Origin of the sequence: Duganella aceris (assembly GCF_011090165.1) — a bacterium.
Classification (GTDB): domain Bacteria; phylum Pseudomonadota; class Gammaproteobacteria; order Burkholderiales; family Burkholderiaceae_D; genus Rugamonas; species Rugamonas aceris.
In genome coordinates this window covers 87148-113866 of sequence record NZ_JAADJT010000003.1, presented here as the reverse complement: position 1 = coordinate 113866, position 26719 = coordinate 87148, and the positions used below count along the sequence as shown (strand labels likewise).

General features: G+C 67.9%; 14 protein-coding genes and 1 riboswitch. Of the genes, 12 read left to right on the top strand and 2 right to left on the bottom strand.

Annotated features, from left to right (window positions below):
* Positions 1 to 90 precede the first annotated feature (90 nt).
* The 4 genes from GW587_RS07685 to GW587_RS07670 all read left to right on the top strand — a co-directional run bounded on the left by GW587_RS07685 (position 91) and on the right by GW587_RS07670 (position 3068).
* Positions 91 to 942 (top strand): metallophosphoesterase, encoded by an 852-nt coding sequence (locus GW587_RS07685; protein ID WP_166100677.1) that lies wholly within the window; start codon positions 91 to 93, stop codon positions 940 to 942.
* A gap of 7 nt (positions 943 to 949) precedes the next feature.
* Positions 950 to 1426 (top strand): GNAT family N-acetyltransferase, encoded by a 477-nt coding sequence (locus GW587_RS07680; protein ID WP_166100674.1) that lies wholly within the window; start codon positions 950 to 952, stop codon positions 1424 to 1426.
* Positions 1423 to 2388 (top strand): alpha/beta hydrolase, encoded by a 966-nt coding sequence (locus GW587_RS07675; RefSeq protein ID WP_166100672.1) that lies wholly within the window; start codon positions 1423 to 1425, stop codon positions 2386 to 2388. Before GW587_RS07680 ends, GW587_RS07675 begins: the two co-directional genes overlap by 4 nt.
* Positions 2389 to 2483: 95 nt before the next feature.
* The gene (locus tag GW587_RS07670) at positions 2484 to 3068 is read left to right on the top strand and encodes a cyanophycin synthetase family protein (RefSeq protein WP_166100669.1); all 585 of its coding nucleotides are present in this window, start codon (positions 2484 to 2486) and stop codon (positions 3066 to 3068) included.
* Here GW587_RS07670 and GW587_RS07665 read toward each other — a convergent pair.
* Positions 2951 to 5281, bottom strand: a complete 2331-nt coding sequence (locus GW587_RS07665; protein ID WP_166100667.1) for a GspE/PulE family protein — start codon at positions 5279 to 5281, stop codon at positions 2951 to 2953. The genes GW587_RS07670 and GW587_RS07665 overlap by 118 nt on opposite strands.
* Positions 5282 to 5385: 104 nt before the next feature.
* Complete coding sequence (locus GW587_RS07660) at positions 5386 to 6282, bottom strand: MBL fold metallo-hydrolase (protein ID WP_166100664.1); 897 nt, start codon at positions 6280 to 6282, stop codon at positions 5386 to 5388.
* A 198-nt stretch (positions 6283 to 6480) separates the two neighbouring features.
* Between GW587_RS07660 and GW587_RS07655 the strand changes: the two genes are divergently transcribed.
* The 8 genes from GW587_RS07655 to GW587_RS07615 all read left to right on the top strand — a co-directional run bounded on the left by GW587_RS07655 (position 6481) and on the right by GW587_RS07615 (position 26718).
* On the top strand, positions 6481 to 8109 hold the full coding sequence (locus GW587_RS07655) for an HD family phosphohydrolase (RefSeq protein WP_166100661.1): 1629 nt from the start codon (positions 6481 to 6483) through the stop codon (positions 8107 to 8109).
* Between the two features lie 9 nt (positions 8110 to 8118).
* Positions 8119 to 10401 carry a CHASE2 domain-containing protein gene (locus GW587_RS07650; protein ID WP_371875555.1) on the top strand — a complete coding sequence of 761 codons (2283 nt, stop codon included), beginning with the start codon at positions 8119 to 8121 and terminating at the stop codon, positions 10399 to 10401.
* Positions 10402 to 10577: 176 nt separating this feature from the next.
* The gene (locus GW587_RS07645) at positions 10578 to 17714 is read left to right on the top strand and encodes a YDG domain-containing protein (RefSeq protein WP_166100659.1); all 7137 of its coding nucleotides are present in this window, start codon (positions 10578 to 10580) and stop codon (positions 17712 to 17714) included.
* Positions 17715 to 17871: 157 nt separating this feature from the next.
* Entirely contained in the window at positions 17872 to 19443 is a 1572-nt protein-coding gene (locus GW587_RS07640; RefSeq protein ID WP_166100657.1) for a ShlB/FhaC/HecB family hemolysin secretion/activation protein, read from the top strand.
* Positions 19444 to 19464: 21 nt separating this feature from the next.
* Positions 19465 to 23964, top strand: a complete 4500-nt coding sequence (locus GW587_RS31225) for a two-partner secretion domain-containing protein (RefSeq protein WP_229259349.1) — start codon at positions 19465 to 19467, stop codon at positions 23962 to 23964.
* Entirely contained in the window at positions 23933 to 24793 is an 861-nt protein-coding gene (locus GW587_RS07625; RefSeq protein WP_166100654.1) for a FecR family protein, read from the top strand. The genes GW587_RS31225 and GW587_RS07625 overlap by 32 nt, the downstream gene beginning before the upstream one ends.
* 77 nt (positions 24794 to 24870) lie before the next feature.
* Complete coding sequence (locus GW587_RS07620) at positions 24871 to 25740, top strand: hypothetical protein (protein ID WP_166100651.1); 870 nt, start codon at positions 24871 to 24873, stop codon at positions 25738 to 25740.
* Positions 25738 to 25956: riboswitch (cobalamin riboswitch) on the top strand. It overlaps the preceding gene by 3 nt.
* Positions 25957 to 26121: 165 nt before the next feature.
* Entirely contained in the window at positions 26122 to 26718 is a 597-nt protein-coding gene (locus GW587_RS07615; RefSeq protein ID WP_166100648.1) for a MotA/TolQ/ExbB proton channel family protein, read from the top strand.
* Position 26719 lies beyond the last annotated feature (1 nt).

The following is a 26719-nucleotide window of genomic DNA, read 5'->3' as shown; positions in this document are numbered from 1 at the left end:
CCTTCGGTAGGGAACCCGGCCGGCCCGGCGTCGCGCACGCCGGCTGCGGATGCGCTATCATCCCGCCTCTTCCGTCGTCCCTGGTTTCCCATGCGTATCCCTCGTAGCAAGCGTTACTCCCGACTTCACCATGGCATCGAGGCCCTGCTCGACCTGGCCACGCTGGGCGGGCTGGTCAGCGCGTTGAGCTACCACGTCGGCCTGCACGGCCGCATGGGCGTGACGCGCCACGCGCTGGCGCTGCCGGCGGAACGGCGCCTGCCGCGTCCGCTGAAGATCGCGTTCGCGTCGGATTTCCACGCCGGCCGGCCGACCCATCCGGCGATCTTCGCCGACCTGTTCGCGCGGATCGCCGCCGAGCAGCCGGACCTGCTGCTGCTCGGCGGCGACTACGTCACCGGCCCGGCGCGGCACGCGGCGGCGCTGTGTCCGGGGCTGGCCGCCTGCGCTCCGCCGCTGGGCAAGTTCGCCGTGTTCGGCAACCACGACCTGTCGACCGACGACCAGCTGATCGCGCGCCTGTTCGAGGATGCCGGCGTCACCATGCTGGTCAACCGCGCCGTGGCGCTGCCGGCGCCGTTCGACTCTGTCTCGGTGTGCGGCATGGACGATCCGTGGACCGGCGCGCCGGACGGCGCCGCCACCTTCGAAGGCGCCGGCGCCACCCGCATCCTGCTGATGCATGCGCCGGACGGCTTGCTGATGCTCAAGGGCCAGCGCTTCGATGTCGGCTTCGCCGGCCACACCCACGGCGGCCAGATCGCGCTGCCGGACGGCACGCCGATCGTGATGCCGCAGGGGCCGTTGTCGCGGCCGTATTATTACGGCCGCTTTCCGGTGCGCGACAACGGCGAGCTGATCGTCAGTCGCGGCGTCGGCTGCAGCGGCATCCCGGTGCGCATCAACGCCGATCCGGAGCTGGTGATCTGTACTGTGCAATAATCTGCGGATGAGCACACTCCTGCTGAGCGAAGAAGACCCGGCCGCGCCCGAATCCATTCGGCTGATGGCGGAATTGTCGACCGCGCTCGAAGCCATCACCGGCGACGGCGGCAACGCCTCGTTCGACGCGGCCGACGTGCGCGGGCCGATGGCCTGCTTCGTGGTCGCGCGCGACGCCGCCGGCGCGGCGCTCGGCTGCGGCGCGTTCCGGCCGCTGGAGCCGGGCGTGGCCGAAATCAAGCGCATGTACGCGCGCCACGGCACCAGCGGGGTCGGCAGCGCGGTGTTGCGCTTCCTGGAGACCGAGGCGGCGGCGCTGGGCTACCAGGCGCTGTGGCTGGAGACGCGGCTGGTCAACCGGCGCGCGGTCGATTTCTACGAGGCGCGCGGCTACAGCCGCATCGCCAACTATGGCAAATACATCGGCAACCCGCTTGCGGTGTGCTTCGAGAAGCAACTGCCGTCGCCGCCGGAGGACGCATGAGGCGCGGGCTGTCGCCGCTGCTGTTGCTGTTGCCGGCGCTGACGCTGACGCTGGCGACGACCGCCGCGCAGGCCGCCGGCCCGCTGCGCGACCGCATCGCCGAACGCCGCGCCGCGATGCAGGAAGCGCGCGGCGAGCTGGACGAGGAGGGCGGCCCGTCCGCCGCGTTCGCGCTGCCGGACGGCGTGCGCCGCCTCGCCGGCCGGTCCTACGGCGCCGATCCGCTGCAGCGCTACGACGTCTACCTGCCGGCCAGGCCCGAGCACGCGCCGGTGATCTTCATGGTGCACGGCGGCGCCTGGCGCACCGGCGACAAGGCCAACGCCCAGGTGATTCAGAACAAGGTGCGGCGCTGGACCCCGCGCGGCGTGATCGTGGTCTCGGTCAACTACCGGCTGCTGCCCGGCGCCAGCGTGGCGCAGCAAGCGCAGGACGTGTCCACGGCGCTGGCCGCCGCGCAGTCGCAGGCCGCCTCATGGGGCGGCGACCGCGACAAGTTCGTGCTGATGGGCCACTCGGCCGGCGCGCATCTGGTGGCGCTGCTGGCGGCCGCGCCGGCGCAGGCGTTGTCGCGCGGCGCGACACCGTGGCTGGGCACGGTGGCGCTGGACAGCGCGGCGATGGATGTGGCGGCCCTGATGCGGCAACGCCACTTCCCGCTGTACGACCAGGCCTTCGGCGCCGAGCCCGGCTACTGGGACAGCGTCTCGCCGCTGGCGCAGCTGAAGCCCGGCGGCGCACCGTTGCTGGCGGTGTGTTCGTCGCGCCGCAACGACGCCTGCCCGCAGGCGCAGGGCTACGCCGCGCGCGCCGGCGCGCTGGGCATGCGCGCGCAAGTATTACCCCAGGATAAAAGCCATCGCGAGATCAACGAGACGCTGGGCCAGCCGGGCGCCTACACCACGGCGGTGGAAGCGTTTCTCGCCAGCCTGGATCCGGCGCTGGCGGCGCGCCTGCTGTAAGACTGGTCTTACAAGGCGCCGCTCCCCGCGCCGCTACCGCGCTTGCATGATGCTTGTCACAATGCTGTCTGTAATTTTAACGGGCAACACAGAACATGAAAATCATCGATCAACGCTATCTCGACGAAGACAATCGCTACTCCACCCAGCCCTGCCTGCTCAGCATTCTTGAGCTGGACGACACCCCCGACACCCCCGCCGCCGAAGCCGCGCTCGACCAGCGCCTGCACGCCGCGCTGCCTGGCCTCAACGAGCACAGCGGCCTGGTCGGCATGCGCTGCGCCGACGTGCCGCACCTGGTCGAAGTGGTGCAACGGGTCGCGATCGAATTGCGCCGGCTGGCGCTGAATGAAGTGACGGTGGGCTTCATCGGCGTGGTGCCGCGCATGCGCGGCCGCTACCGCCTGGTGCTGCCGTACTCGGCCAAGAACGCCGCCGCGCCGGCGCTGGCGCTGGCGACGCAACTGGTGGACGCGCTGCGTCACGGGCGCTCGTTCAACCTGAAGGCCGGGCTGGCGCGTCTGCGCGCGCTGGCCGACCGCCGCACAAAGCCGCGCCCCGGCTATTTGATGCACACCGCGCGTACCATCTTGATGTCGGTGATCCCCGCCAGCACCTTCTCGATGCCGTCCATCTTCAGCGTCAGCATGCCGTCCTCCAGCGCCGCCGCCAGCAACTGAGCGACGCGGCTGTGCTCCTGCAACAGCCGCTTGACCTTGTCGCTGCCGAGCATTAGCTCGTGCAGGCCGACCCGGCCCTTGTAACCCTTGTTGCAGGCGTCGCAGCCGACCGCGCGGTACAGCGTGAACTTGCCGTCTTTGGCATACCGCTCCCGCCAGCCGGCCAGCACGGCGGCGCGGCCGGCGTCGGGGTCGCGGATGAAGGCCTCGGTGTTGAGCAACTCCTCGCAGTATTCCGCCAGCAATAATCCCACCTCCTCCCCGGACGCCTCGACCGCCTGCTTGCACTGGCCGCACAGCCGCTTGGCCAGCCGCTGCGCCAGGATGCCAAGCAGCGCGTCGGCGAAGTTGAACGGGTCCATGCCCATGTCCAGCAGGCGCACGATCGATTCCGGCGCGCTGTTGGTGTGCAGCGTGGCGAACACCATGTGGCCGGTCAGCGAGGCTTCGATGCCCATGCCGACGGTTTCCTTGTCGCGCATCTCGCCGACCATGATGATGTCCGGATCGGCGCGCAGGAAGGCGCGCATCACGGTGGCGAAGTCCATCCCCGCCTTGCGGTTGACCTGCACCTGGCGCAAGCCCTTCTGCGTGATCTCGACCGGATCTTCGGCGGTCCAGATCTTCGTCTCCGGCGTGTTCAGGTGGTGCAGCACCGAATGCAGCGTGGTGGTCTTGCCGGAGCCGGTCGGACCGCAGACGAAAAACAGGCCGTACGGTTTCTCGATGGTGGCGCGTAGCCGCTGCAGGTTGAACGGCAGCACGCCCAGCTGGTCGAGCGGGATCGGCTCGCCGGCCGCCAGGATGCGCATGACGATGTCCTCGACGCCGCCGGCCGACGGAATCGTCGCCACCCGCAGCTCGATGTCGAGCGGGCCGTATTTCTTGAACTGGATCTTGCCGTCCTGCGGCTTGCGCCGCTCCGAGATGTCGAGGTCGCACATGATCTTGACCCGCGCCACCAGCGCGCTGCGGTAGCTGGCCGGGATCTCGATATAGGGCACCAGCGTGCCGTCCTTGCGGAAGCGGATCCCGGTCTTGCCCTTGCCGGGCAGCGGTTCGATGTGGATGTCGGACACGCCCTGGCGGTGGGCGTCGATGATGATCTTGTTGAGCAGCTTGACCAGCTCGTTCTCGACCGCCTCCGACACGTCGGCCAGCGCTTCGCCGTCGTCGTCGCCGCCGTCCATGCCGGACAGCAGGTCGCCGACGCTGCCGCTGTCGCCGTGGCCGTAGAACAGTTCCACCATGTGGCGGAACTCGCGCTGCCCGGTGACGCGGTACACCGGCCGGGCCTTGGGGAAGATGTGGCTGACGATGCGGGTGTGCGCGATCCGCTCCGGATCGAGCGCCACCACCAGCACGCCGTCCTTGCCGTCCTCCAGCGGCAGCCAGCCGGATTCCTCGATGTACTGGCGCTTCAGGTTTTTCAGCAGCTCGACCGGTTTGATCCGGTCGGGACGGAAGGGTTCGTACGGCACGCCGAAGAATTTTTCCAGCGCCAGGCCCAGCAGCTGCGGCTTGACGCCGTACTCGCCGATCAGCACCTCCTCGATGTCGACCTCGCGCGCGCGGGCGGTGCGGGTGGCCTGTTCCAGCTCCGGCGCCGACAGCGCGGCCGCGGTCACCAGCCCGTCATATTTGGTGCGTACCATCTGCGCTGGCTTCATGCGCTGCGACAGCGCCACCGACAGGGTCTCGCACAGCTGCTTGACGCCGGCCTCGGCGATGGCGGAGAACGGCGCGCGGTCGCGGTGGTTGATGAACTGGACCACGCCGAGCAGCTCGCGCGACTGCACCGCGATCAGCGGCGCCACCAGCATCTGTCTGGTGCGGTAGCCGGTGCGCTGGTCGACGCCCTGCTGGAAGCGCAGCTCCGGCGAGTGGCGCGCCAGTTCGGCCTGGTCGTAGACGTCGGCCAGGTTGACGGTCTTGCGGGTCAGCGCGACGTAGCCGGCGATGCTGGCCGGCGTGATCGCCAGCTTGAGGTCGCGGAACGAGGTCAGGCCGGTCTTGACCTTGGAGACGATGTGGTCCTTCTCCTCGTCCAGCGCGTACAGCGTGAAGCGGTCGCAGTTGAACAGGTCGCAGAATTCCATGCCCAGGTCGAGCATGATTTCATCGAGCTTGGTGGTGGCGTGAATCTTGGTGGTGACTGCCTGCAGCTTCTGGAAGAAGGCAAGCCGCAGGTCGACATCGCTGGCGTCGTTCATCATCGCTCCGGGAAAACCGGGGTCAGTTCCGGCATCGTGCCACAAGCTCAACCGTAGCGTCCGCTACGGTTGAGCTTGTGGCACGATGCCGGAACTGACCCCGGTTAAGTCAATTCGACTTCCATGCCTTCGTAAGCGAGGAAGACCTGCAAACCACCGAGCAGCGGCGCATGGCGCGCCATCACGTCGGCGAACACCGCCTCCAGCTCGTCGTCGCCGCGGGTCGGTTCGTGATGGGTGCAGTACAGCGCCTTGACGCCGCAGCGCAGCGCCAGCTCGAAGGCCGAATCGAAGGTGCCGTGGCCCCAGCCCTGCTTGGCCGGATATTCTTCGCGGGTGTAGGAACAGTCGACGATCAGCGCGTCCACGCCCTGGACCACGGCGTCGATCGCGGCGTTGCGCTGCGCCATCCAGCGCGCGTAAGCGTCGTGCTCCGGGTGGCCGGGCGGATGGATGTTGTAGTGCGGCTCGTGGTCGCCGGTGAAGAACACCGAACGGCCGCCGCATTCGATACGGTAGCCGAGGTCGGTGACCGGGTGGTTCATCACCACGTTGCGCACCAGCGCGTCGCCGACCTGGACCGGCTGGTCGATCTCCAGCGTCTGGTATTCGATGGTGGCGTCCATCTGCGTTTCGCTGACGGGGAAATAGCTGTTCTGTAATTGCACGCCCATCACGTGCTCGATGCCGTTGCCGGTGACCGGGTCGGTCACGCCGTGCAGCCGCACGCGGCTGCCGCGGATGAACAGCGGGGTGAAGAAGGGTAGGCCGTGAATGTGGTCCCAGTGGCTGTGGGTGATGAAAATGTTGGCGTGGATCGGTTTGCTTTTGTCCTGGATCAGCGACTGCGCCAGCGAAAACAGGCCGGTGCCGCCATCGATGATGATCAGGGTGTCGTTGTCGCTGCGCACTTCGATGCAAGTGGTGTTGCCGCCGTAGCGCGCGGTGCGCGGTCCGGGCGAGGGGATGGAACCGCGCACACCCCAAAATTTGAATTTCATGCTCAATCCCTGATGATCTTTTGTTGTTTTTGCTTGGTGCCGCCGGCCGATAATAGCTTTTTTTTTACACAAGAGGGAAAAACCCGACACGTGACGCGGCAATTTTGTGTCATGCATCATTTCCCGATGTACAACAGCTTGCGCTACAGCTACACTTCCATCGTAGAATCCGTTCGGTCAGATATTTAAAAAGCAACCATGCAAGAGTTGAATCAAACGCAAGTCGCCCAGCGCCTGGACCAGCTCATCGAGCTGAGCGTCCAGCTGGGCAGCAATCACGACACCGATTCGCTGCTGCAACGCATTCTGACAGTCGCCAAGGGCATGACCAACGCCGACGGCGGCACGCTGTACCGCCCCAGCGACGACAAGCGCCACCTTGAATTCCACATCCTGATCAACGACACGCTCGGCATCCACCAGGGCGGCGCCAGCGGCGTCGCGATCACCGCGCCCGGCATCCCGCTGTTCGACGCCGGCGGCGACAAGAACCTCGACGCGGTGGCCGCCTACGCGGCGCACTTCGGGCTGTCGGTCAACATCGAGGACGTGTACAAGGCCGACGTCTTCAATTTTTCCGGCATGGTCAAGTTCGACCAGCTGCGCAACTACCGCACCCAGTCGATCCTGACGGTGCCGCTGCGCGACCACGAGCACGAGCTGGTCGGCGTGCTGCAGCTGATCAACGCCAAGGACGCCGACGGCGGCGAGATCCGCGCCTTCTCGCCGACCGACCAGCGCTTCATCGAAGCGCTGGCGGCGCAGGCCGCCGTGGCGCTGACGCACCAGCGCCTGATCGCCCAGCTGGAGGAATTGCTGGAATCGCTGGTCAACCTGATCAACATCGGCATCGACGAGAAGTCGCCGTACACCGGCCGCCACTGCCAGTTCGTGCCCGAGCTGACGATGATGCTGGCCGAGGCGGTGCACAACACCGAGACCGGGCCGCTGGCCGACTTCCGCATGACCGACGGCGACCGCAAGGAGCTGTGGCTGGCCGGCCTGCTGCACGATTGCGGCAAGATCACCACTCCGGTGCACGTGGTCGACAAGGCCACCAAGCTGGAGACCATCTTCGACCGCATCGCGATGATCGACACCCGCTTCGAGGTGCTGCTGCGCGACGCCGAGATCGCCGCGCTGAAACGCCAGCTGGCCGCCGGCGGCGACGCCGCCGCCTCGGCCGCGATCGCCGCCGAGCTGGCGCAGACGCAGGCGACGCTGCGCGACGAGCGCGATTTCATCCGATTCGCCAACATCGGCGGCGAGGGCATGAAGCCCGAAGACCAGGAGCGCGTGCGCCGCATCGGCGCGCGGCGCTGGGTCGGCCCCGACCAGGTCGAGCGCGACTTCTTCGACGCCGACGAGCTGTTGAACCTGACCATCAAGTTCGGCACGCTGACCGACACCGAGCGCAAGATCATCAACAACCACATCTCGATGTCGATCAAGATGCTGGAGGCGCTGCCGTGGCCCAAGCACCTGAAGAACGTGCCCGAGTACGCCGGCGGCCACCACGAGCGCATGGACGGCAAGGGCTATCCGCGCGGCCTGACCCGCGACCAGATGTCGGTGCAGGCGCGGCTGATGGCGATCGCCGACATTTTCGAGGCGCTGACCGCCAAGGACCGGCCGTACAAGAAGGGCAAGATGCTGTCGGAATCGCTGCGCATCCTCGGCCATTTCTCGCTCAACGGCCACATCGACCCGGACCTGTTCGACATCTTCATCCGCAGCAAGATCTACCTCGAGTTCGCGCACAAGAACATGGATGAAAAGCAGATCGACGCCATCGACGAATCGAAGATCCCCGGCTACACGCCGTAAGGACCGCGCGTGCGCCTGTTTCCCGCCCGCTGGACCAAGACGCTCAACAAATACGGCCTGCGCTGGGCGCTCGGCCTGTGCCTGACCGGGATCGCGGTGATGCAGGTGTCGGGCGACCTGCGCATCGACGCCATCGAACGCATGGACACCTTCTTCGCCGGACTGCGCATGCGGCTGGTCAAGCCGGTGCTCGATCCGAAGATCGTGATCGTCGACATCGATGAGAAAAGCATCGCCGAAGTCGGCCACTTCCCATGGAACCGCAAGATCGTCGCCCGGCTGGTGTCGCAGCTGACCACCCATTACGAAGTCGCGGCGGCCGGCTTCGACATCGTGTTTCCCGAGGCGGACAACACTTCCGGCTACGACGTGCTGGACCACCTGGCCGAGACCGACATGAAAAACGTGGTCGGCTTCCGCAGCCGGGTCGACGCGCTGAAGGAAGCGCTGGACTACGACGGCCTGCTGGCGGCCGCGCTGCGCGACCAGCCGGTGGTGCTCGGCTATAACATCGCCGACGACCAGCGCAAGGGCAAGCTGCCGGCGCCGTTCTTCACCACCGAGACGCTGAACGGCCGCACCGTGCCGGCCTACGGCTCCAACGGCTACCTGGCCAACCTGGAGCGCCTGCAGGACGCCTCCGCCACCGGCGGCATCTTCACCGCGATCACCGACCCGGACGGCATCCTGCGCCGCTCGGCGCTGCTGATGCAGATCGGCGACGGCTACTACCCGACGCTGTCGCTGGCCACCGCCGCCGTCGCGCTGCAGGCGCGCGCGATCACGCCGTCGTTCTCGAAGAACGTGGCGGAGATGTCGGCCGCCGAGCGCGCCCACGGCGGGCTGGACAAGCTGCTGATGTTCGTCGGCCAGGAGAAGACGCCGCTGGCGATCCCGGTCGGCGAGAACCTGACCGGCGTGATCGAATTCCGCGGCAGCGGCGGCCCCAGAGGCGGCGCCTTCACCTACGTCTCGGCGGCCGACGTGCTGGCCGGGCGGGTCAGGAAGGAGCTGCTGGCCGAGCGCATCATCCTGGTCGGCACCACCGCGCCGGGCCTGCTGGACCTGCGGCCGACGCCGGTCAACAACGAATATCCCGGGGTCGAGGTGCACGCCAACCTGATCAAGTCCATCCTCGACGAGCGCTTCAAGCTGCGGCCGGATTTCGCCGACGGCATCGAGGGGGTGCAGGTGGCGCTGACCGGCGCGGTGCTGGCGCTGGCGCTGGCGGTGATGGCGCCGCTGCCGTCGATCCTGCTGGCGGCGGCGGTGGCCGGCGGCGTGTTCGGCTTCAACTACTGGGCCTACACCGACATGGACTGGGTGCTGCGGATGGCGATGACGCTGGTGCTGATCGCCGGCGTGTTCGTGCTCAACGTCGCCTGGGGCTATTTCTTCGAGGTGCGCAAGGGCCGGGCGCTGGTGTCGCGCTTCGGCGAATACGTGGCGCCGGAGCTGGTGGCGGAGATGGCCGACGATCCGGAAAAATACAATATGGACGGCGAGAGCCGCGAGCTGACGGTGCTGTTCGTCGACGTGCGCGGCTTCACCACCATCTCCGAGGGGCTGACGCCGAAGGCGCTGCGCGAATACATCAACCTGTACCTGACGGCGATGTCGGAAGACATCCGCGACAGCCATCGCGGCACGCTCGACAAGTACATCGGCGACGCGGTGATGGCGTTCTGGGGCGCGCCGGTGGCGTTCGCCGACCACGCCAGCCGCGCGGTCGCCACCTCGCTGCTGATGCAGGCCAGCGCGCGCCGCCTCAACGACGACTTCGTCGCGCGCGGCTGGCCGCCGCTGAAGATCGGCATCGGCCTCAACTCCGGCCTGATGCACGTCGGCGACATGGGCTCGAAGATCCGCCGCGCCTACACGGTGATGGGCGACGCCGTCAATCTGGGCTCGCGGCTGGAGGGCATCACCAAGGTGTACGGGGTCGGCATCGCGGTCGGCGAAACCACCCGCGCCGCCGCGCCGGAATTCGCCTACCGCGAGCTGGACCTGGTCAGGGTCAAGGGCAAGAACGAACCGGTGGCGATCTTCGAACCGATCGTGCTGGAGCGCGATCTCGGCGCCGCCGAGCGCCACGAGCTGGAGCGCTGGCGGCAGGCGCTGGCGGCCGTGCGCGCCCAGCAGTGGGACCAGGCCGAAGCCTTGCTGGCCGAACTGCGGGCGCTGTCGCCGGAGCGCGGGCTGTATGCGCTGTACGGCGAACGGATCGCCCACCACCGCGCCCATCCGCCGGGCCCGGACTGGGACGGCGTGACCACCTTCGAGACCAAATAAATAGAAAAATCGGCAATCATGACGGCGCAATAAGCCAGCCACAGTTTCCGCTGAAAATGCGCCGCGCGGCGCGAAATCTCGTGGCGAACCGGACAATACGGATTAAACTTTCAGGAACATAAGTTTCCTTGTGGCTAAATCAATCCGGCAATTAGGCCCTGCGGGAGGAGCACGTTATGAGATCCCATACCCATCACCCTGCCGGCGGCGCCGGGCGCGCGCCGCTGCGCCGCAAGCTGATCGCGGCGCTGGTGGCGGCATGTCACGGCGGCGCGCAGGCGGCGCCGGTGAATCCGAGCGTGGTGGCGGGACAGGCCAGCTTCAACCTGCAGGGCAAGACCTACACCATCACCAACACGCCGAACGCCATCATCAACTGGCAGAGCTTCTCGGTCGGCGCCGACGAGATCACCCGCTTCATCCAGCAGAACAGCGACAGCAAGGTGCTGAACCGCATCACCGGCCAGGACCCCAGCGTGATCCTCGGCTCGCTGCAGTCGAACGGCAAGGTGTTCCTGATCAATCCCAACGGCGTGATGTTCGGCGCCGGCTCGCGGGTCGACGTCAACGGCCTGGTCGCGTCCAGCCTGAATCTCTCCAACGCCGACTTCCTGGCCGGCCGCAACAACTTCGACGGCGCCGCCAGCGCGGGCAAGGTCGGCAACGCCGGCACCATCAGCACGCCGTCCGGCGGCCGGATCTTCCTGATCGCGCCGGCGGTGGAAAACAGCGGCGTGATCTCGTCGCCCAACGGCGAGGTGGTGCTGGCGGCCGGCCACAGCGTGCAACTGTTCGACTCGGCCGACCCGAACGTGCAGGTGGTGGTGTCGTCGCCGGCCGACCAGGCGCTCAACCTCGGCAGCATCGTGGCGCGGGGCGGCCGGGTCGGCGTGTACGGCGCGCTGGTCAACCAGCGCGGCACGATCAACGCCGACAGCGCGGTGCGCGGCGAGGACGGCCGCATCGTCCTCAAGTCCAGCCGCACCACCTTGCTGGAGGCGGGCAGCAGCACCAGCGCGCGCGGCGGCGCCGACGGCAGCAACCTCAACACCGGCGGCGCCATCCAGCTGCTCGGGCCGCAGGTCGGCCTGACCGGCGACGCCGTGGTCGACGCCAGCGGCGGCGCGGGCGGCGGCACGGTGCTGGTCGGCGGCGACTACCAGGGCAAGAACGCGGCGGTGGCGAACGCGCGGCAAAGCTACGTCGGCGCGGACGTGGTCATCAAGGCCGACGCCGGCGTCGACGGCGACGGCGGCAAGGTCATCGTCTGGAGCGACCAGGCGACGCAGGTGTTCGGCACGATCTCCGCGCGCGGCGGCGCGGCCGGCGGCAACGGCGGCCTGGTTGAAACCTCCGGCCACTATCTCGACATGCGGGGCCGGGTCGACACCCGCGCGCCGCTGGGCGCCACCGGCAGCCTGTTGCTCGATCCGAGCGATGTGTACGTCGCGCTGAACAGCGGCGTCGCCAGCGCCGCCGGCATGCTCGGCAGCGGGTCGTTGCCGAATATCGGCGGCCTGTTCCTGGACACGGCGACGGTGCCCGATTCGCTGCTGCTGACCGGCATCCTGCAAACCGCGCTGCTGACCACCGACGTCACCATCAGCACCGCCAACGCCAGCGGCACCGGTAGCGGCACCATCCACGTCCTCAGTCCGCTGCTGTGGAGCAGCGCGCATGGGCTGACGCTGCAAGCCGCCAACGACATCCAGCTGAAGGCGGCCGTCACCGGCATCAACGCCGCGCTGCACCTGAACGCCGGCGGTTCGATCGTGCAGACCACCAGCCCGATCGACGCGCTGGCGGTCAGCAGCCTGAGCGCGATCGCCGCCAACAGCATCACGCTGGACAACAACAGCAACACCATAGGCGGCAGCGCGACGCTGGGCGCCACCGCCGGCAACGCCGTGCTGACGGCGGTCAACGTCAATCTCGGCGCCAGCAGCGCCGGCGGGACGCTGACGGCGACCGCGTACAACGGCGACCTGAGCGTCTCCGGCAACGTGGCCGGCGCCGGCGGCGTGAGCCTGTCGTCGGCCAAGGCGGGCGGCACCATCAGCGTCGGCGCCGGGCAAACGGTGTCGTCCTCCGGCGGCGACATCCTGCTCAAGGCCGACCGCATGACGCTCAACGGCGCCATCAGCGGCACCACCCAGCACGAGGTGCGGCTGCAGCCTTACCAGGATGCGGTCGACCTGGCCATCGGCGGCAACGCGGCCGACGCCAGCGGCGTGCTGGGCCTGAGCGAGGCCGAACTGCAACGCATCAGCGTGCCGGTCAACGGCTTGCTGTCGATCGGCTCGTCCTTCAGCAACAGCGCGGCCAGCGGCGCGCTGACCGTCGGCGGCAGCCTCGATCTCGCCAGCTCGCTGGGCGGCGGCGGCCTGCTGTTGCAAACCCAGTCGGGTGCGCTGACCATCAACAGCGGCGCGGCCTTGTCGGTGCCGGGCGTGCTCAGCCTGCAAACCTTGCCGAGCGGCGAGCATCGCATCACCAATGCCGGCAGCGCCAGTTCCGCCTCCGGCATCAATCTGTTCGCCGGCAAGATGACGCTGGCCGGCGGCTCGCTGAACGCGCCGAGCGTCAGCCTGGAAACCGGCAACGCCATCAACCTCGGCGCCAGCGGCAACCCGGCCGATACGCTGGCGCTGACCGGCGCCGACCTGGCCGGCGTCAACGCCGGCAATCTGCATGTCGCGATCAACAGCAGCCATATCGGCAGCGGCGACATCGTCGTCAGCGCGCCGCAGATCATCGGCGGCAACCTGACCTTGAGCGCGCGCCACAATATCGACCTGCAGGCTTCGCTCGCGACCAGCGGCGACCTGCGGCTCGGCGCGGTGGCCGCGATCGGCGCCGGCGCTGACGTCGGGGTCGGCGGCACCTTCGAACTCCAGAGCGGCAACTGGTCGCAGCTCGGCGGCGCGCTGCCGGCCTTCAGCGCCGGCGATTTCCAGCTGACCGGCGGCAGCTTCGTGCGCGCGCTGGGCGGCGACGGCAGCCTGCAAACCCCGTATCTGCTGGCCGACGTCTACGGCCTGCAGGGCGCGGCCACGCTGGCCAACTACACCGCCTACCAATTGGCCAACGATATCGACGCCAGCGCCAGCGGCCAGTGGACCGGCGGCTTCCGGCCGATCGCGCAGAGCGGCGTGTACACCGGCGTGTTCGACGGCGCCCACCACAGCATCGCCGGCCTGACCATCAGCCGGCCGGGCGAGGACAACGTCGGCCTGTTCTCGCTGGTCGACACCGGCACCATCCGGGATCTGACGCTGAGCGGCGTGGCCGTCAGCGGCCACGGCAACGTCGGCGGCCTGGCCGGCTACGTCGCCCAGGGCATCGGCTACATCAGCGGCATCAGCGTCGACGGCAACGTCAGCGGCGCCACCAACGTCGGCGCGCTGGCCGGCAACAACGGCGGCCTGATCACCGCTTCGTCCAGCAGCGGCAGCGTCACCGGCGTGAGCGACGCCAGCGGCGCCAACATCGGCGGCCTGGTGGGCCGCAACACCGGCCAGATCAACACCTCGTCCTCCAGCGCCGACGTGCATGCCAGCGGCAACGGCTATACCGGTGGCCTGGTCGGCAGCAACACCACCAGCGGTTCCGATATCGGCCTGGTCACACACGCGTTCGCCACCGGCTCGGTCTACGCCTCGGGCGAGATCGTCGGCGGCCTGGTGGGCGACAACAATGGCGGCCACATCACCTCGTCGTACGCGGCGGGCAGCGTCAACGGCGGGCGCAACGTCGGCGGCCTGGCGGGACGCAACGTCAGCGGCGGCGTCATCAGCGACGCCTACGCCACCGGCGACGTCGGCGGCAACCTGAACGATTCCTACCAGAACCACGCCAACATCGGCGGCCTGGTCGGCGACCTGTACGACGGCAGCATCAGCCGCGTGTACAGCAGCGGCGTGGTGCAGGGGGGCGGCTTCACCAGCGTCCACGGCATGGTCGGCGCGCACGAGGGCGGCACGCTGAGCGGCGGCTATTTCAACCTGGACACCGCCGGCACCAGCTACGACAGCGCCGGCGCGGTCGCGCTGTCGTCGCAGCAGATGACGCAGCAGAGCAGCTTCGTCGATTTCGACTTCGTCTCGGCGCCGATCTGGCGCATCTACGACGGCCACACCACGCCGCTGCTGAAGGCCCTGCTGACGCCGTACACGGTGACCGTGACCGGCGGCAGCGCCGTCACCAAGACCTACGACGGCGCGTCGGCCGGCTTCGGCGGCAGCGGCGGCACGCTGGCCGCCGGCATCGACGGCACGCTGGGCTACGGCGGCGCCGTCAACGCCGGCAGCTACGACGTCGGCGGCCTGTGGTCGACCAAGTACGACATCAGCTACGCCGGTTCCAACCCGCAGCTGACCATCACGCCGCGCGCGGTGAACGCGATCGTGTCCGCCACCAAGACCTACGACGGCGGCTACACCCTCGAAGGCCAGGCCAGCTACAGCTTCGACAACCTGGTCGGCGCGGACATGCTGGGCATCAGCGGCGTGGTGACCTTTGCCGACAAGAATGCCGGCAGCGGCAAGAACCTGAGCGTCGCCAATCCTGTGCTGTCCGGCAACGAGCACGGCAACTACACGCTGTCTGGCATCAGCGGCGCCGGCACCGGCACGATCCTGCAGGCCGCGCTGCCGATCGACGGCCTCAGCGTCGCCACCCGGCAGTACAACGGCAACGACGTGGCGACGCTGGCCGGCACCCCGAGCGTCAGCGGCTTCGGCTCGGACCAGGTGGTACTGGCCGGCAGCGGCGTGGCGCACTTCGACAACAAGAACGTCGGCAGCAACAAGCTGGTCACGATCAGCACCGGCGGCTTCACGCTGAGCGGCAGCGACGCCGCCAATTACGTGCTGGTGTCGCCAAGCGATCTGAGCGGGGAGATCACGCCGGCGCTGGTGAGCATCAACGGCATGACCGCCGCCAGCCGCGTCTACAACCTCGACTACGACAGCGTCTCCGACACCTACGGCCGCAAGGCCACGCTGGTCGGCGGCACGCTGGCCGGCGTGCTCGGCGGCGACCAGGTCGGCATCGGCGCCGGCAACGCCACCTTCGCCGACAAGAACGTCGCCAGCGCCAAGACCGTCACCGTCAACGGCATCGCGCTCAGCGGCGCGGACGCCGGCAACTACGCGGTGACCTTGCCGACCGGCCTGAGCGCCGACATCACGCCGGCCACGCTGACGCTGACGCTGGCCAGCCGCGAATACAACAACTCGACCGCCGCCACCTTCGCCGGCGCCACGCTGTCCGGCGTGCTCGGCATCAACCAGGGACCGAGCGACGCGGTCACGCTGTCGGCCGGCTCCGCCAGCGCGAGCTACGCCGACAAGAACGTCGGCGTCGCCAAGAGCGTCAGCATCGTTGGCACGCCGGCGCTGGGCGGCGGCGACGCCGGCAACTATGTCCTGGCGCCGGGCGCGAGCGGCAGCATCACCGCGCGGCCGTTGTCGACCTGGACCGGCGGCAGCGGCCTGTGGAGCGCGGCCGGCAACTGGCTGGACGGGGTGGCGCCGGACGGCGCCAACGTGCTGGCGGCGACGCTGGGCGGCGGCCAGAACGTGGTCACCTACGACGCGACGGCCGGCAACACCACGCTGGTCAAGCTGACTTCCGGCGGCAACAGCCTGCTGCTGTCCGGCGGCAAGCTGACGCTGACCGGCGCCGGCGGCGACGGCTCCAGCCTGGCCGGCGCGCTGACGCTCAACGGCGGCGCGCTGGACCTGAGCGGACAGCTGCACGCCGACAGCCTGGTGCTGAGCAGCGGCATGCTGAAAGGCGTCGGCGGTGGCAGCACGCTGGACGTGGCGAGCCTGAGCCAGGGCGGCGGCATCATCGACAGCGACGGCGCAGTGAGCATCGGCGCCGGCGGCAATATCGTCGTGGGCAACATCCGCGCCCACAGCATCGCGCTCAACGCGCAGAGCAGCGGCGCCATCACGCAGACCGGCGCGCTGGTGGCCGACAGCGTGGTCGCCAACGCCTACGGCGGCATCGCGCTGACCGACGCCAACAACCATGTGCAGGCCTTCGAGGCGCATGCCTACGCCGGCAACATCGCGCTCAGCAACACGGTCACTAGCGGCGAGCTGGCGCTGGGGCCGCTGAGCACCACCGGCAACATCGTCATCGACAACCATGGCGGCATCCACACCGTCGGCGCCATCGTCGCGCAGGTGGCCGGCGCCGGCAGCGGGCAGGTGTCGATCACCGCGCACAGCCCGATCACCATCAACAACGCCATCGACGGCAGCGATATCGCGTTGTCGGCCAGTACCGACATCACGCTGGGCGGCGGCTCGGCGCTCAACGCCTCGCACAGCATCGGCCTGATCGCCGGCACTAACATCGTGTTGGGCGGCACCTTGACGGTGCCGGCGGGCGGCAGCATTTCCGCCACCGCGGCCAGCGGCAACATCACCGCCAGCAGCGGCACGCTGATCAGCAGCGGCGGTTCGCCGGTGACGCTGTCGGCGCCGCTGGGTTCGGTCAGCACGCCTGGCAATGTGTTTGCCGCCGGCACCGTGCCGACGATTAACGACGGTTCGGCCGCCGCAGCCGCCAAGGCGGCGGCCGACGCGAAAGCCGCCGCCGACGCCAAACTCGCCGCCGACCTGAAAGCCGCCGCCGATGCGAAAGCCGCGGCCGACGCCAAGGCCGCCGCCGATGCCGCCGCCAAGGCGGCCGCCGACGCCGCCGCGAAAGCCGCCGCCGAAGAGAAAGCCGCCGCCGAAGAGAAAGCTGCCGCCGACGCAAAGGCCGCCGCCGATGCCGCTGCCAAGGCCGCCGCCGAGAAAGCCGCCGCCGACTCCAAGGCCGCCGCCGATGCCGCCGCGAAAGCGGCCGCCGACGCCGCCGCACAGGCCGCAGCCCAAGCCGCAGCCGACGCGGCCGCGAAGGCCGCCGCCGATGCCGCCGCCAAGGCCGCAGCAGACGCCGCCGCCAAGGCCGCAGTCGACGCCGCCGCCAAGGCCGCCGCCGATGCCGCCGCGAAGGCTGCCGCCGACGCTGCCGCCAAAGCCGCCGCCGACGCGGCCACGCTGAACCAGCCGAACCAGCCGGTGGCGCAGGCGCTCAACGCGACGCTCAACATCATCAACCGCTCATCGAGCGGCAGCCAAGGCGGTGGCGGCGGCATCACCGAGGTGCCGGGCAACGGCGTGGCCACGGCCGGCGGCAGCGGCGGCAACAGCAAGCCGGACGACAAGGTGCCGGGCGAAAAAGTCGCCGACGGCGTGTCGCACGGAAGCGGCGACGCCAAGGAAGCTGTCAAGAAAACCTATTGCAACTAGGCTGAAAACCAACACTCGCCGTCCCCCGGCCCAAATCGAGAGTTTCAAATAGGCATTAATTAGACGCTATGCTAGCATCGGGGAAAGTTTGTTAATTGCAAGTAATAAAAATGCAAAATTGTCCAGATAGTATCAATAAAAATTCCAGAGCCGACACATGAGAAATAGCCTAACGCGCCTGCTGGCAGGGTCCCTTTTGGCCGCCGCCGTCTCTTCGGCATGGGGAGCGGACGACAGCGCGATTCATTTCGAGATCACCCGTTTCGAAGTCGCCGGCAACACGCTGCTGTCGCAGCCGCAGATCGACGAGCTGCTGGGGAAATTCACCGGCAAGGAGCGCGACTTCGGCGATGTCCAGCGCGCGCTGGAAGCGCTGGAGGCGGTGTATCACCAGCGCGGCTACAACGTGGTGACGATCGAGCTGCCGGAGCAGGAACTCAACGGCGGCGTGGTGCGCCTGCGGGTGGTGGAGACCAAGGTCGGCCGGGTCAGCGTCAGGAACAACCGGTATTTCGACGAAGCGAATATCCGCCGCAGCCTGCCCGCGTTGCGCGAGGGCGCCACGCCGAACCTGAAGCAGGTCTCGTCCAACCTCAAGCAGGCCAACGAAAATCCTTCCAAGCAGGTGACGATGAAGCTGCAGAGCGGCGAGAAGGCCGACGAGGTCGACGCCGTGCTCGACGTCAAGGACGAGTCGCCGTGGAAGGTGATGGGCAACGCCGACAACACCGGCACCGAAGCCACCGGCAAGACCCACCTCGGCGTGGTGCTGCAAAACGCCAACCTGTTCGGCCGCGACCACCTGGCGACGCTGCAATACACCACCTCGGCCGAAGAACCGGGCCGGGTCAAGGTGTACGGCGCCGGCTACCATATCCCGCTGTACGAGTCGGGCGATTCGCTGGACTTCTACGCCAGCTATTCGAACGTCGACTCCGGCACCATCGCGGCCGGCGCTTTCAACCTGGCCGTCAGCGGCAAGGGCGCGGTGTACGGCGCGCGCTACAACCAGGCGCTGGCCAAGCGCGGCGAACTGGAAGCGCGGCTCAGCTACGGCGTCGACGTCAAGGCCTTCAAGAACAGCGTGCAACTGTCCGGCACCGAGCTGGGCAACGATGTCACGGTGCATCCGGTCAGCATCGCCTACCAGGCCAGCCTGCCGATCAAGCAAGGCGAAATCGGCGGCCAGGTCACGCTGCTGCACAACATTCCGGGCGGCTCCAACGGCGGCAAGGACGCTTTCGCGGTGCGGGTCGGCGCCAAGGACAGCTACACCATCGTGCGCTTCGGCGGCAGCGTCACGCGCGCGCTGGCGGACGATTGGCAGGTGCGCGCCATCGCCAACGGCCAGTACAGCAACGACGCGCTGATTCCGGGCGAGCAGTTCGGCGCCGGCGGCGCGACCTCGGTGCGCGGCTTCATCGAACGCGAGATCTCCAACGACTCCGGCCTCGGCGTCAACCTGGAGCTGTACACGCCCAACCTGTGCCGCCAGGTCAACTGGAATTGCCGCCTGCTGGGCTTCTACGACAACGCCTACATCAAGCGCAACCATGCACAGCCCGGCGAGCTCGAAAGCACCTCGATCGCCAGCGCCGGCGTCGGCGCGCGCTTCGTGCTGTCGACCTATGTGAACCTGCAACTCGATTACGGCCATGTGCTGCGCGCCGGCGCCACCAACCGTGCCGACGCCAACCGCCTGCATGTGCGCCTGGGTCTGGCCTACTGATGATGTGAAGAAGAATAAAAAATGAAATCGCAAACCCCTATCCAACTACGCCGCAAACTGCTGGCCGTGGTCGTCGCGGCGGCGTTCTCCAGCGCGCAGGCCAATCCGGCGTCGCCGACCGTCGTGCACGGCATGGCCACGTTCAACCAGCAGGGCGGCGTGTATTCGATCACCAACACGCCCAACACCATCATCAACTGGCAGAGCTTCTCGATCGGCGCCGGCGAGATCACCCGCTTCATCCAGCAGAACAGCGACAGCAAGGTACTGAACCGCATCACCGGCCAGGACCCGAGCCAGATCCTCGGCTCGCTGCAATCGAACGGTAAGGTGTTCCTGATTAATCCCAACGGCGTGATCTTCGGCGCCGGCTCGCGGGTCGACGTCAACGGCCTGGTCGCGTCCAGCCTGAACCTCTCCAACGCCGATTTCCTGGCCGGTAAAAACAACTTCGACGGCGCCGCCAACGCGGGCAAGGTCGGCAACGCCGGCGCCATCAGCACGCCGTCCGGCGGCCAGATCTTCCTGATCGCGCCGGCGGTGGAAAACAGCGGCGTGATCTCGTCGCCGAACGGCCAGGTAGTGCTGGCGGCCGGCCATAGCGTGCAACTGTTCGATTCGAAGGATCCGAACGTGCAGGTGGTGGTCTCGGCGCCGGCGGACCAGGCGATCAACCTCGGCAAGATCGTGGCGCAGGGCGGCCGGGTCGGCGTCTACGGCGCGCTGGTCACGCAGCGCGGCAACATCAACGCCGACAGCGCGGTGCGCGGCGAGAACGGCAGCATCATCCTCAAGGCCAGCGGCACCACGCTGGTGGAGGCGGGCAGCAGCACCACCGCCATCGGCAGCAATCTCAACACCGGCGGCGACATCATGCTGCTTGGCGCGCGCGTGGGCGTGACCGGCGACGCGCTGGTCGACGCCAGCGGCGCGGCGGGCGGCGGCAAGGTGCTGGTCGGCGGCGATTACCAGGGCAGGAACGCGGCGGTGCAGAACGCGCGCCAGACCTTCGTCGGGCAGGACAGCGTCATCAAGGCCGACGCCGGCGTCAACGGCGACGGCGGCACGGTGGTGGTGTGGGGTGACGACACCACGCGCATGTTCGGCAGCATTTCCGCGCGCGGCGGCGCGGCCGGCGGCAAGGGCGGCCTGGTCGAGACCTCGGGCGGCTTCCTGGACGTGGCCGGCGCGCGCGTGCTGACCCGCGCCGTGCACGGTGCGGACGGCACCTGGGTGATCGATCCGTACGACATCGAGATCACGCAATACGGCGGCACCAACGTCACGCTGGCCGACGGTAATCCCTTTGGTGCGGCGACCTCCGGCGTCACCGCGATCGCCGCCTCCCTGTTGACCAACGCCAGCAGCGGCAACATCCTGCTGCAGGCCAGGCACGACATCACGTTCAAATCATCGGTCAACAACACCAACGCCAATGTCAGCTTGACGGCGCAGGCCGGCAACGACATCAACGTCAACGCGCAGTTGCGCATGAGCGGCAACATCACGCTGTCGGCCAACGACGCCGCCAGCGGCAGCGCGACCGGCGTCGGCTCGGTCAACATCGCCAAGTACAGCGACGAGACGGCGCTCGGCGTCAACGGCGGGCTGTTGACGCTGAAGGGCGCGAACATCCTGATCAACGGTATTGTCGGCTTGAACGGCGGCGATCTCGACGCGCGCGTCGAATCCGCCGGCGGCCACTTCACGGTCGGCGGCGACGGCAGGATCAACGCCGACGGCGCCGGCCTGATCGCGATCGCCGCCGACAATATGCACTTCAACGGCGGCCGCAACAGCGTCGGCGGCGGCTCCAACGACAGCCAGAACGCGGTGTCGCTGTCGGCCTACAGCGCCGGCCGCGCCACCACGCTGGGCGGCGACGCGTCGACCGCTACGTTGACGCTGACCCAGACCGAATTTGACGCGGTCGGCGCCGGTAGCCTGATGATCGGCCACAGCGCTTCCGGCGATATCGCCAGCAACGGCGCGCTGACCAGCAATACCGGATATCTGCTGCTGGAGAGCGGCGGCAACATCAGCCTGAACCACGCGCTGAGCGGCGGGCGCGGCCTGTACGCCAGCGTGGACGGCAGCGGCACGCTGAGCGTCGGCGCCAACGGCGTGCTGACCGGGTCGGCGGTGTCGCTCAAGGGCGACAAGATGGCGCTGAACGGCAGCGTCACCGCCGAGAGCATCAACCTCGACGCGTATGGCGGCAACTCGGCGATCGTGCTGGGCGGCGACGCGGTGGGCGCGCTGACGCAGGCGGCGCTGCTGACGCTGCACACCGGCTCGCTGAACATCGGCTCCGCCGAGGGTTATGCCGGAGCGGTGACGGTCGCCGGGGCGGTGGACCTCAGCAACGGCGCCACGGTTTCCGCGCCTGGCCTGTCGCTGAAGGGCGGCGCGATCAGCGGCGCCGGGGCCATCCACGCCGGCGCGCTGTCGCTCGATGGCGCCTCGGTGAATCTGAGCGGCGCCAATGTGGTCAGCTCAGTGCAGGGCAGCGCCCGCAGCGGCGATTTCATCTTCAACGGCAGCGGCGGCCTGTCGGTCGGCGCGATGGGCATCAGTGCGGCCGCCGGCGGCATCAAGCTGTCCGCCGACAACGGCGGCATATCGGTGGCGCACGCGCTGAGCGCGCAAAACGATGTGGTGCTGAAGGCTGGTTCGGTATCGGTCAGCGACACCATCGATGCCGACGTGTTCGATGTCAGCGCCAACGCGCTGTCGCTGGGGGCGAACGTGACCGTCAAGGCGGCCAGCATCAAGCCGTTCTCCAACGGCTACAAGATGACGATCGGCGCCGACGCCAACTGCAACGGCGACACCACCTGCCTGAACGTGACCAAGCTGTATTACCTGCAGGCGCCCGCGATCAGTCTCGGCTCGACGGACAGCGTGCTCAATGTCGGCAATATCTCGGTCGCCGGCTTCGGCGGCACCGGCACCGGCGTGAACAACCTCAGCGGCTTCACCTCGAGCGTCGCTTTGCTCAGCAAGAACGGCGACATCACCCAGACCGGCGCGATCGGCGTGGGCGGCCTCGGCGTGGTCACCAATGGCCAGATCACGCTGAACAATGTCGGCAACAGCGTCGGCAAGTTGGCGGTGACGCAGACCGGCACCGGGAGCATCCAGTTCACCAACAGCGGCGGCCTGGCGATCGGCAAGCTGCAGGGCGGCGGCGACGCCAACGCGACCGCGCTGTTCGACATCGACGGCGTGCGCTCGGCCACCGATGTGACGCTGACTGTGGCTGGCGCCATCACCAATGGCGGCGGCACCATCGTCGCCGACGCGCTGACGATGAACGCCACCGGCGGCATCGGCGGCATGGTTGAAAGCGTGGCGGTGCCGCTGGCGACCCGCGTTTCGAAGCTGTATGTGGTCAACACCACCACCGGCGGCTCCGGCATCAACATCGCCAACAGCAACAACACCGACCATTCGGATGTGATGACGGTGTACAAGGCGCTGCAGGAAGGCGCCGGCAACAGCGGCGCCATCAAGATCGACAACATGGGCGGCATGACCATCGCAGCGGGCACGCCGCCGAACGGTGGCGTGCGGACCGGCAGCGGCGGCATCACGCTGCAGACCCACAGCCCGCTGGTGATCGACGGCGAGGTGAGTTCGACCTCCGGCAGCATCGTGCTGGCGGCCGGCACCGGCTATGATCCGAGCAATACCATCACCTTCGGCGGATCGGCAGTGGTGAGCACCAGCGGCAGCCTGTCGTTGACCGCATCGGCGCCGGTGCAGACCAACAGCAACATCACCGCCGGTCAAGGCGTAACGACGACCATCCAGCCGCCACCGCCGACCCCGACGCCTGCGCCGACGCCGACCCCAACGCCGACGCCGACGCCAGTTCCTACGCCGGTCCCGACGCCAACGCCGACGCCAACGCCGGTTCCTACGCCGGTCCCGACGCCAACGCCGGTTCCTACGCCGGTCCCGACGCCAACGCCGACGCCGACGCCGGTTCCGACGCCAGTACCGACACCTGCGCCTGTGCCGACGCCAACGCCGGTGCCGACGCCAGTACCGACGCCAACGCCGGTGCCGACTCCAACGCCAACGCCAACGCCAGTACCGACGCCAGTACCGACGCCGGTGCCGACGCCGACGCCGACGCCGACGCCGACACCAACCCCGACGCCAACGCCGCCACCGTCGGCCGACATCTGCACCATCGCGCCGAATTCGGCGCTGTGCCAGGTGTTGTCGCCGCCGACGGCCAGCGAGCCGGTGAAACCGGTGCAGCAGGCGAGCAACGAGGTAATCAAAACGGTCAGCGCCTCCGCGCCGAAGACCGACTTCGACCAGGTCGCCTTCCTTGAAAACGAGAAGGACCGCGTCAAGTCCAGCGGCGGCGGCAGCACCACCGGCGGCGCGGCCAATTCGAGCACGCCCGACGACAAGAAAGCAGACAAGACCGATACCAAAGAAGTCGCATCCAATGACAAGAGCGGGACCAAAAATGAATCAGTTAAAAAAATGTACTGTAATTAAGGCGCTGCTGCTGCTGGTCCTGTTCTGGACCGCCGGCGCCAGCTGGGCCGCGCAAGTGGCGGGCACCGTCATCCATCTGAACGGCCCGCTGCTGGCCAAGAAGGCCGACGGCGCGGTGCGCATCCTGTCGCTGCGGTCGGAAGTCGAAAGCGGCGACACCCTGGTGACGGAGAAGAACACCTACGCCCTGGTGAAGTTCATCGACAACAGCGAAATCACGCTCAAGCCCTCGACCACCTTCAAGGTCGAGAACTTTAGCTACGACGACGCCAAGCCGGACGGCGATAACGCCTCGTTCAGCCTGGTCAAGGGCGGCCTGCGCTCGGTGACTGGCCTGCTGGGCAAGCGCAACAAGGAAAAATTCGCGATGAAGACGCCGAGCGCCACCATCGGCATTCGCGGCACCACCTTCATCGTCGAATGGGTCGAACCGTCCGCGCAAGCGATCGCCGCGCGCGAAGCCTATCTGATGGCCAGCACCGCCGGTCTGGGCGACACCTATCCGATCCAGCCGCTGATGCTGGCGCAGGCGAACATCCCGCTGCCGGCCGGCCTGACGCCGACGCCCAATTCGGGAACTCCGCCTTTGCCGCCCGGCCTGTACGTCCAGGTGATCGACGGCCTGATCAACGTCACCAACAAAGGCGGCAGCCAGAACTTCTCCGCCAACCAGTTCGGCTTCGTGCCGACGCCGGTCCAGGCGCCGGTGGTGCTGCCGAAGAACCCGGGCCTGCAATTCACGCTGCCGCCGGCATTCAGCCTGCCGGCGCCGGTGGTCGGATCGACCAGCGCACCGAAGTCCGGCTCCGTCGACTGCGAAGTGCGCTGACCCGCGCACGATAGGCGTGAGTATTTAAACAACATGTTGCGCTACACTCTCGATCTCCTACCGATCGAGAGATGCACATGCCGTTCAACACCGACGCCACCGCGCTGAGCCACTGGTCCGAGCCGCTGGCCGACTTCCTGCTCAACCTGTTCTGGAGCAGCCTGCCCTCGGCGCTGCTGTATGCCGGCTTGGGCCTGCTGATCGCCATCTTCCTGATGGTCTGGGTCGCGCGCAAGAAGCTGCTGCGCCGCCGTCCGCGCGTCTGGAACGTGCTGGCCAAGCTGAGTTATGTGCTGATCCTGGCCGGCGCGGTGTTCGGCGCCAGCGCCATCGGCGTGGTGCGCCACGTGCAGCAGCAAACCATGAGCATCTTCGAATCCGCCGCCGTGCCGCTGGTCCGGGCCAACACGGTGGTGCTGCGCGAATACGTGACCGCCAAGCTGGCGAGCGTCGCCCCCGGCCAGCCGGTGAGCGCGCGCGAGCTGGTCGACGCCACGCTCAAGGATTTGTACTACCAGCCGACTTCTGACAGCCTGTGGGAGCGCGGCAAGGCGCGCATCGTCAACTGGACCCTGCGCAAGCTGGGCGGCGAAGTACTGACGGCGGTATTCCAGAAGATCATCATCGCCAAGGTCGAAGGCATGGCGGCCGCGCTGAAGACCGACATGCGCGGCCAGGCGCAAGGCGAGGCGGTCAGCTTCGGCGCCGACGCGCTGAAGAAGATGCTGCTGGACGCCAACCGCAAGCTGGACATGACGGTACTGGACCGCACACTGCCGCAAATCATCCTCGACGCCGCGCGCCAGCAGATCAACGCCACCTTCCAGAGCAGCTACCTGATGATCGCCATGATCTGGCTCGCCATCGCCGCCATCGTCGGCGGCGAGATGCTGCTGTACTTCCGCTGGTTTGAAAAACGGAACTCCGTAGCGCCGAGTTCTGTATAATCTCGCCACGTTTTGGTGCTCGCGCGTCTGTCCGGATGCGCAGTTAAACGGGAAACAGGAAGCCGGCCCCGCCGGTCAACCTGTGCTGCCCCCGCAACGGTAAACAAGCGTCGTCGCCGACGACAACCCGCCTCTCTATACCACTGTGCGTTTGCATGGGAAGGTCAGGCGGGTCTGCTTGCGAGCCCGGATACCGGCCAAACAGGTGGAAATGCCCAGGCATTTCTGTTCAATCCGCTCACGGGGAGGTGAGCGGCTTGCATCTGTAGCCAGATCTTTCAATGCATCTATCCAGCACGCCGCGGCTTCGCCGACCGGCGGCCATGCCTCGCGCATGCGCCGTTCGCACGCCCCTGCGCGCTGCCTTTTCAGGATCCCACCATGTTTAATCTGTCCACCGGCGCGGCCATCGGCTCCATCGAGACGCTGCTGTATTCCATTTCCAACGTGTTGTACCTGCCGGTCTTGCTCGGCATCGCGGCGCTTGTGCTGCATATGCTGGTGTGCTTCGGCACCTTCGGCGCGGAATGGCTGGAACGCCGACGCGGCGTGCGCATGCTGGTCGCCACCGCAAAGCAGGAGATGCACGCGGCGCTGACCGCGCAGGAGGGCGAGCCGGGTCTGGACGCGCGTCTCGAACGGCTGGTGCAGCGCGCCGACGCCGCCGGCGTGCGCCGCCTCGACGGCGTGCGCTTCGTGGTGCGGGTCGGCCCGGCGCTGGGCCTGATGGGCACCCTGATCCCGATGGGCATCTCGCTGGCCGGCCTGGCGCAGGGCAATCTGCCGAAGATGGCCGAGTCGATGACCACCGCCTTCACCGCCACCGTGGTCGGCCTGGCGTGCAGCGTCAGCGCCTACGTATTGAGCCTGGTGCGCGAGCACTGGCTACGCAGCGACCTGACCGAGATCGCCTACGCCGCCGAATCGCTGCTGGCAACGCAGGACGCCAAGCCGCACCTGGTGCGCGCGGGAGCTTGAT

Coding starts and splice junctions, on each gene's coding strand:
- GW587_RS07685 (WP_166100677.1), top strand. CDS start 91: ATGCGTATCCCTCGTAGCAAGCGTTACTCCCGACTTCACCATGGCATC.
- GW587_RS07680 (WP_166100674.1), top strand. CDS start 950: ATGAGCACACTCCTGCTGAGCGAAGAAGACCCGGCCGCGCCCGAATCC.
- GW587_RS07675 (WP_166100672.1), top strand. CDS start 1,423: ATGAGGCGCGGGCTGTCGCCGCTGCTGTTGCTGTTGCCGGCGCTGACG.
- GW587_RS07670 (WP_166100669.1), top strand. CDS start 2,484: ATGAAAATCATCGATCAACGCTATCTCGACGAAGACAATCGCTACTCC.
- GW587_RS07665 (WP_166100667.1), bottom strand. CDS start 5,281: ATGAACGACGCCAGCGATGTCGACCTGCGGCTTGCCTTCTTCCAGAAG.
- GW587_RS07660 (WP_166100664.1), bottom strand. CDS start 6,282: ATGAAATTCAAATTTTGGGGTGTGCGCGGTTCCATCCCCTCGCCCGGA.
- GW587_RS07655 (WP_166100661.1), top strand. CDS start 6,481: ATGCAAGAGTTGAATCAAACGCAAGTCGCCCAGCGCCTGGACCAGCTC.
- GW587_RS07645 (WP_166100659.1), top strand. CDS start 10,578: ATGAGATCCCATACCCATCACCCTGCCGGCGGCGCCGGGCGCGCGCCG.
- GW587_RS07640 (WP_166100657.1), top strand. CDS start 17,872: ATGAGAAATAGCCTAACGCGCCTGCTGGCAGGGTCCCTTTTGGCCGCC.
- GW587_RS31225 (WP_229259349.1), top strand. CDS start 19,465: ATGAAATCGCAAACCCCTATCCAACTACGCCGCAAACTGCTGGCCGTG.
- GW587_RS07625 (WP_166100654.1), top strand. CDS start 23,933: ATGAATCAGTTAAAAAAATGTACTGTAATTAAGGCGCTGCTGCTGCTG.
- GW587_RS07620 (WP_166100651.1), top strand. CDS start 24,871: ATGCCGTTCAACACCGACGCCACCGCGCTGAGCCACTGGTCCGAGCCG.
- GW587_RS07615 (WP_166100648.1), top strand. CDS start 26,122: ATGTTTAATCTGTCCACCGGCGCGGCCATCGGCTCCATCGAGACGCTG.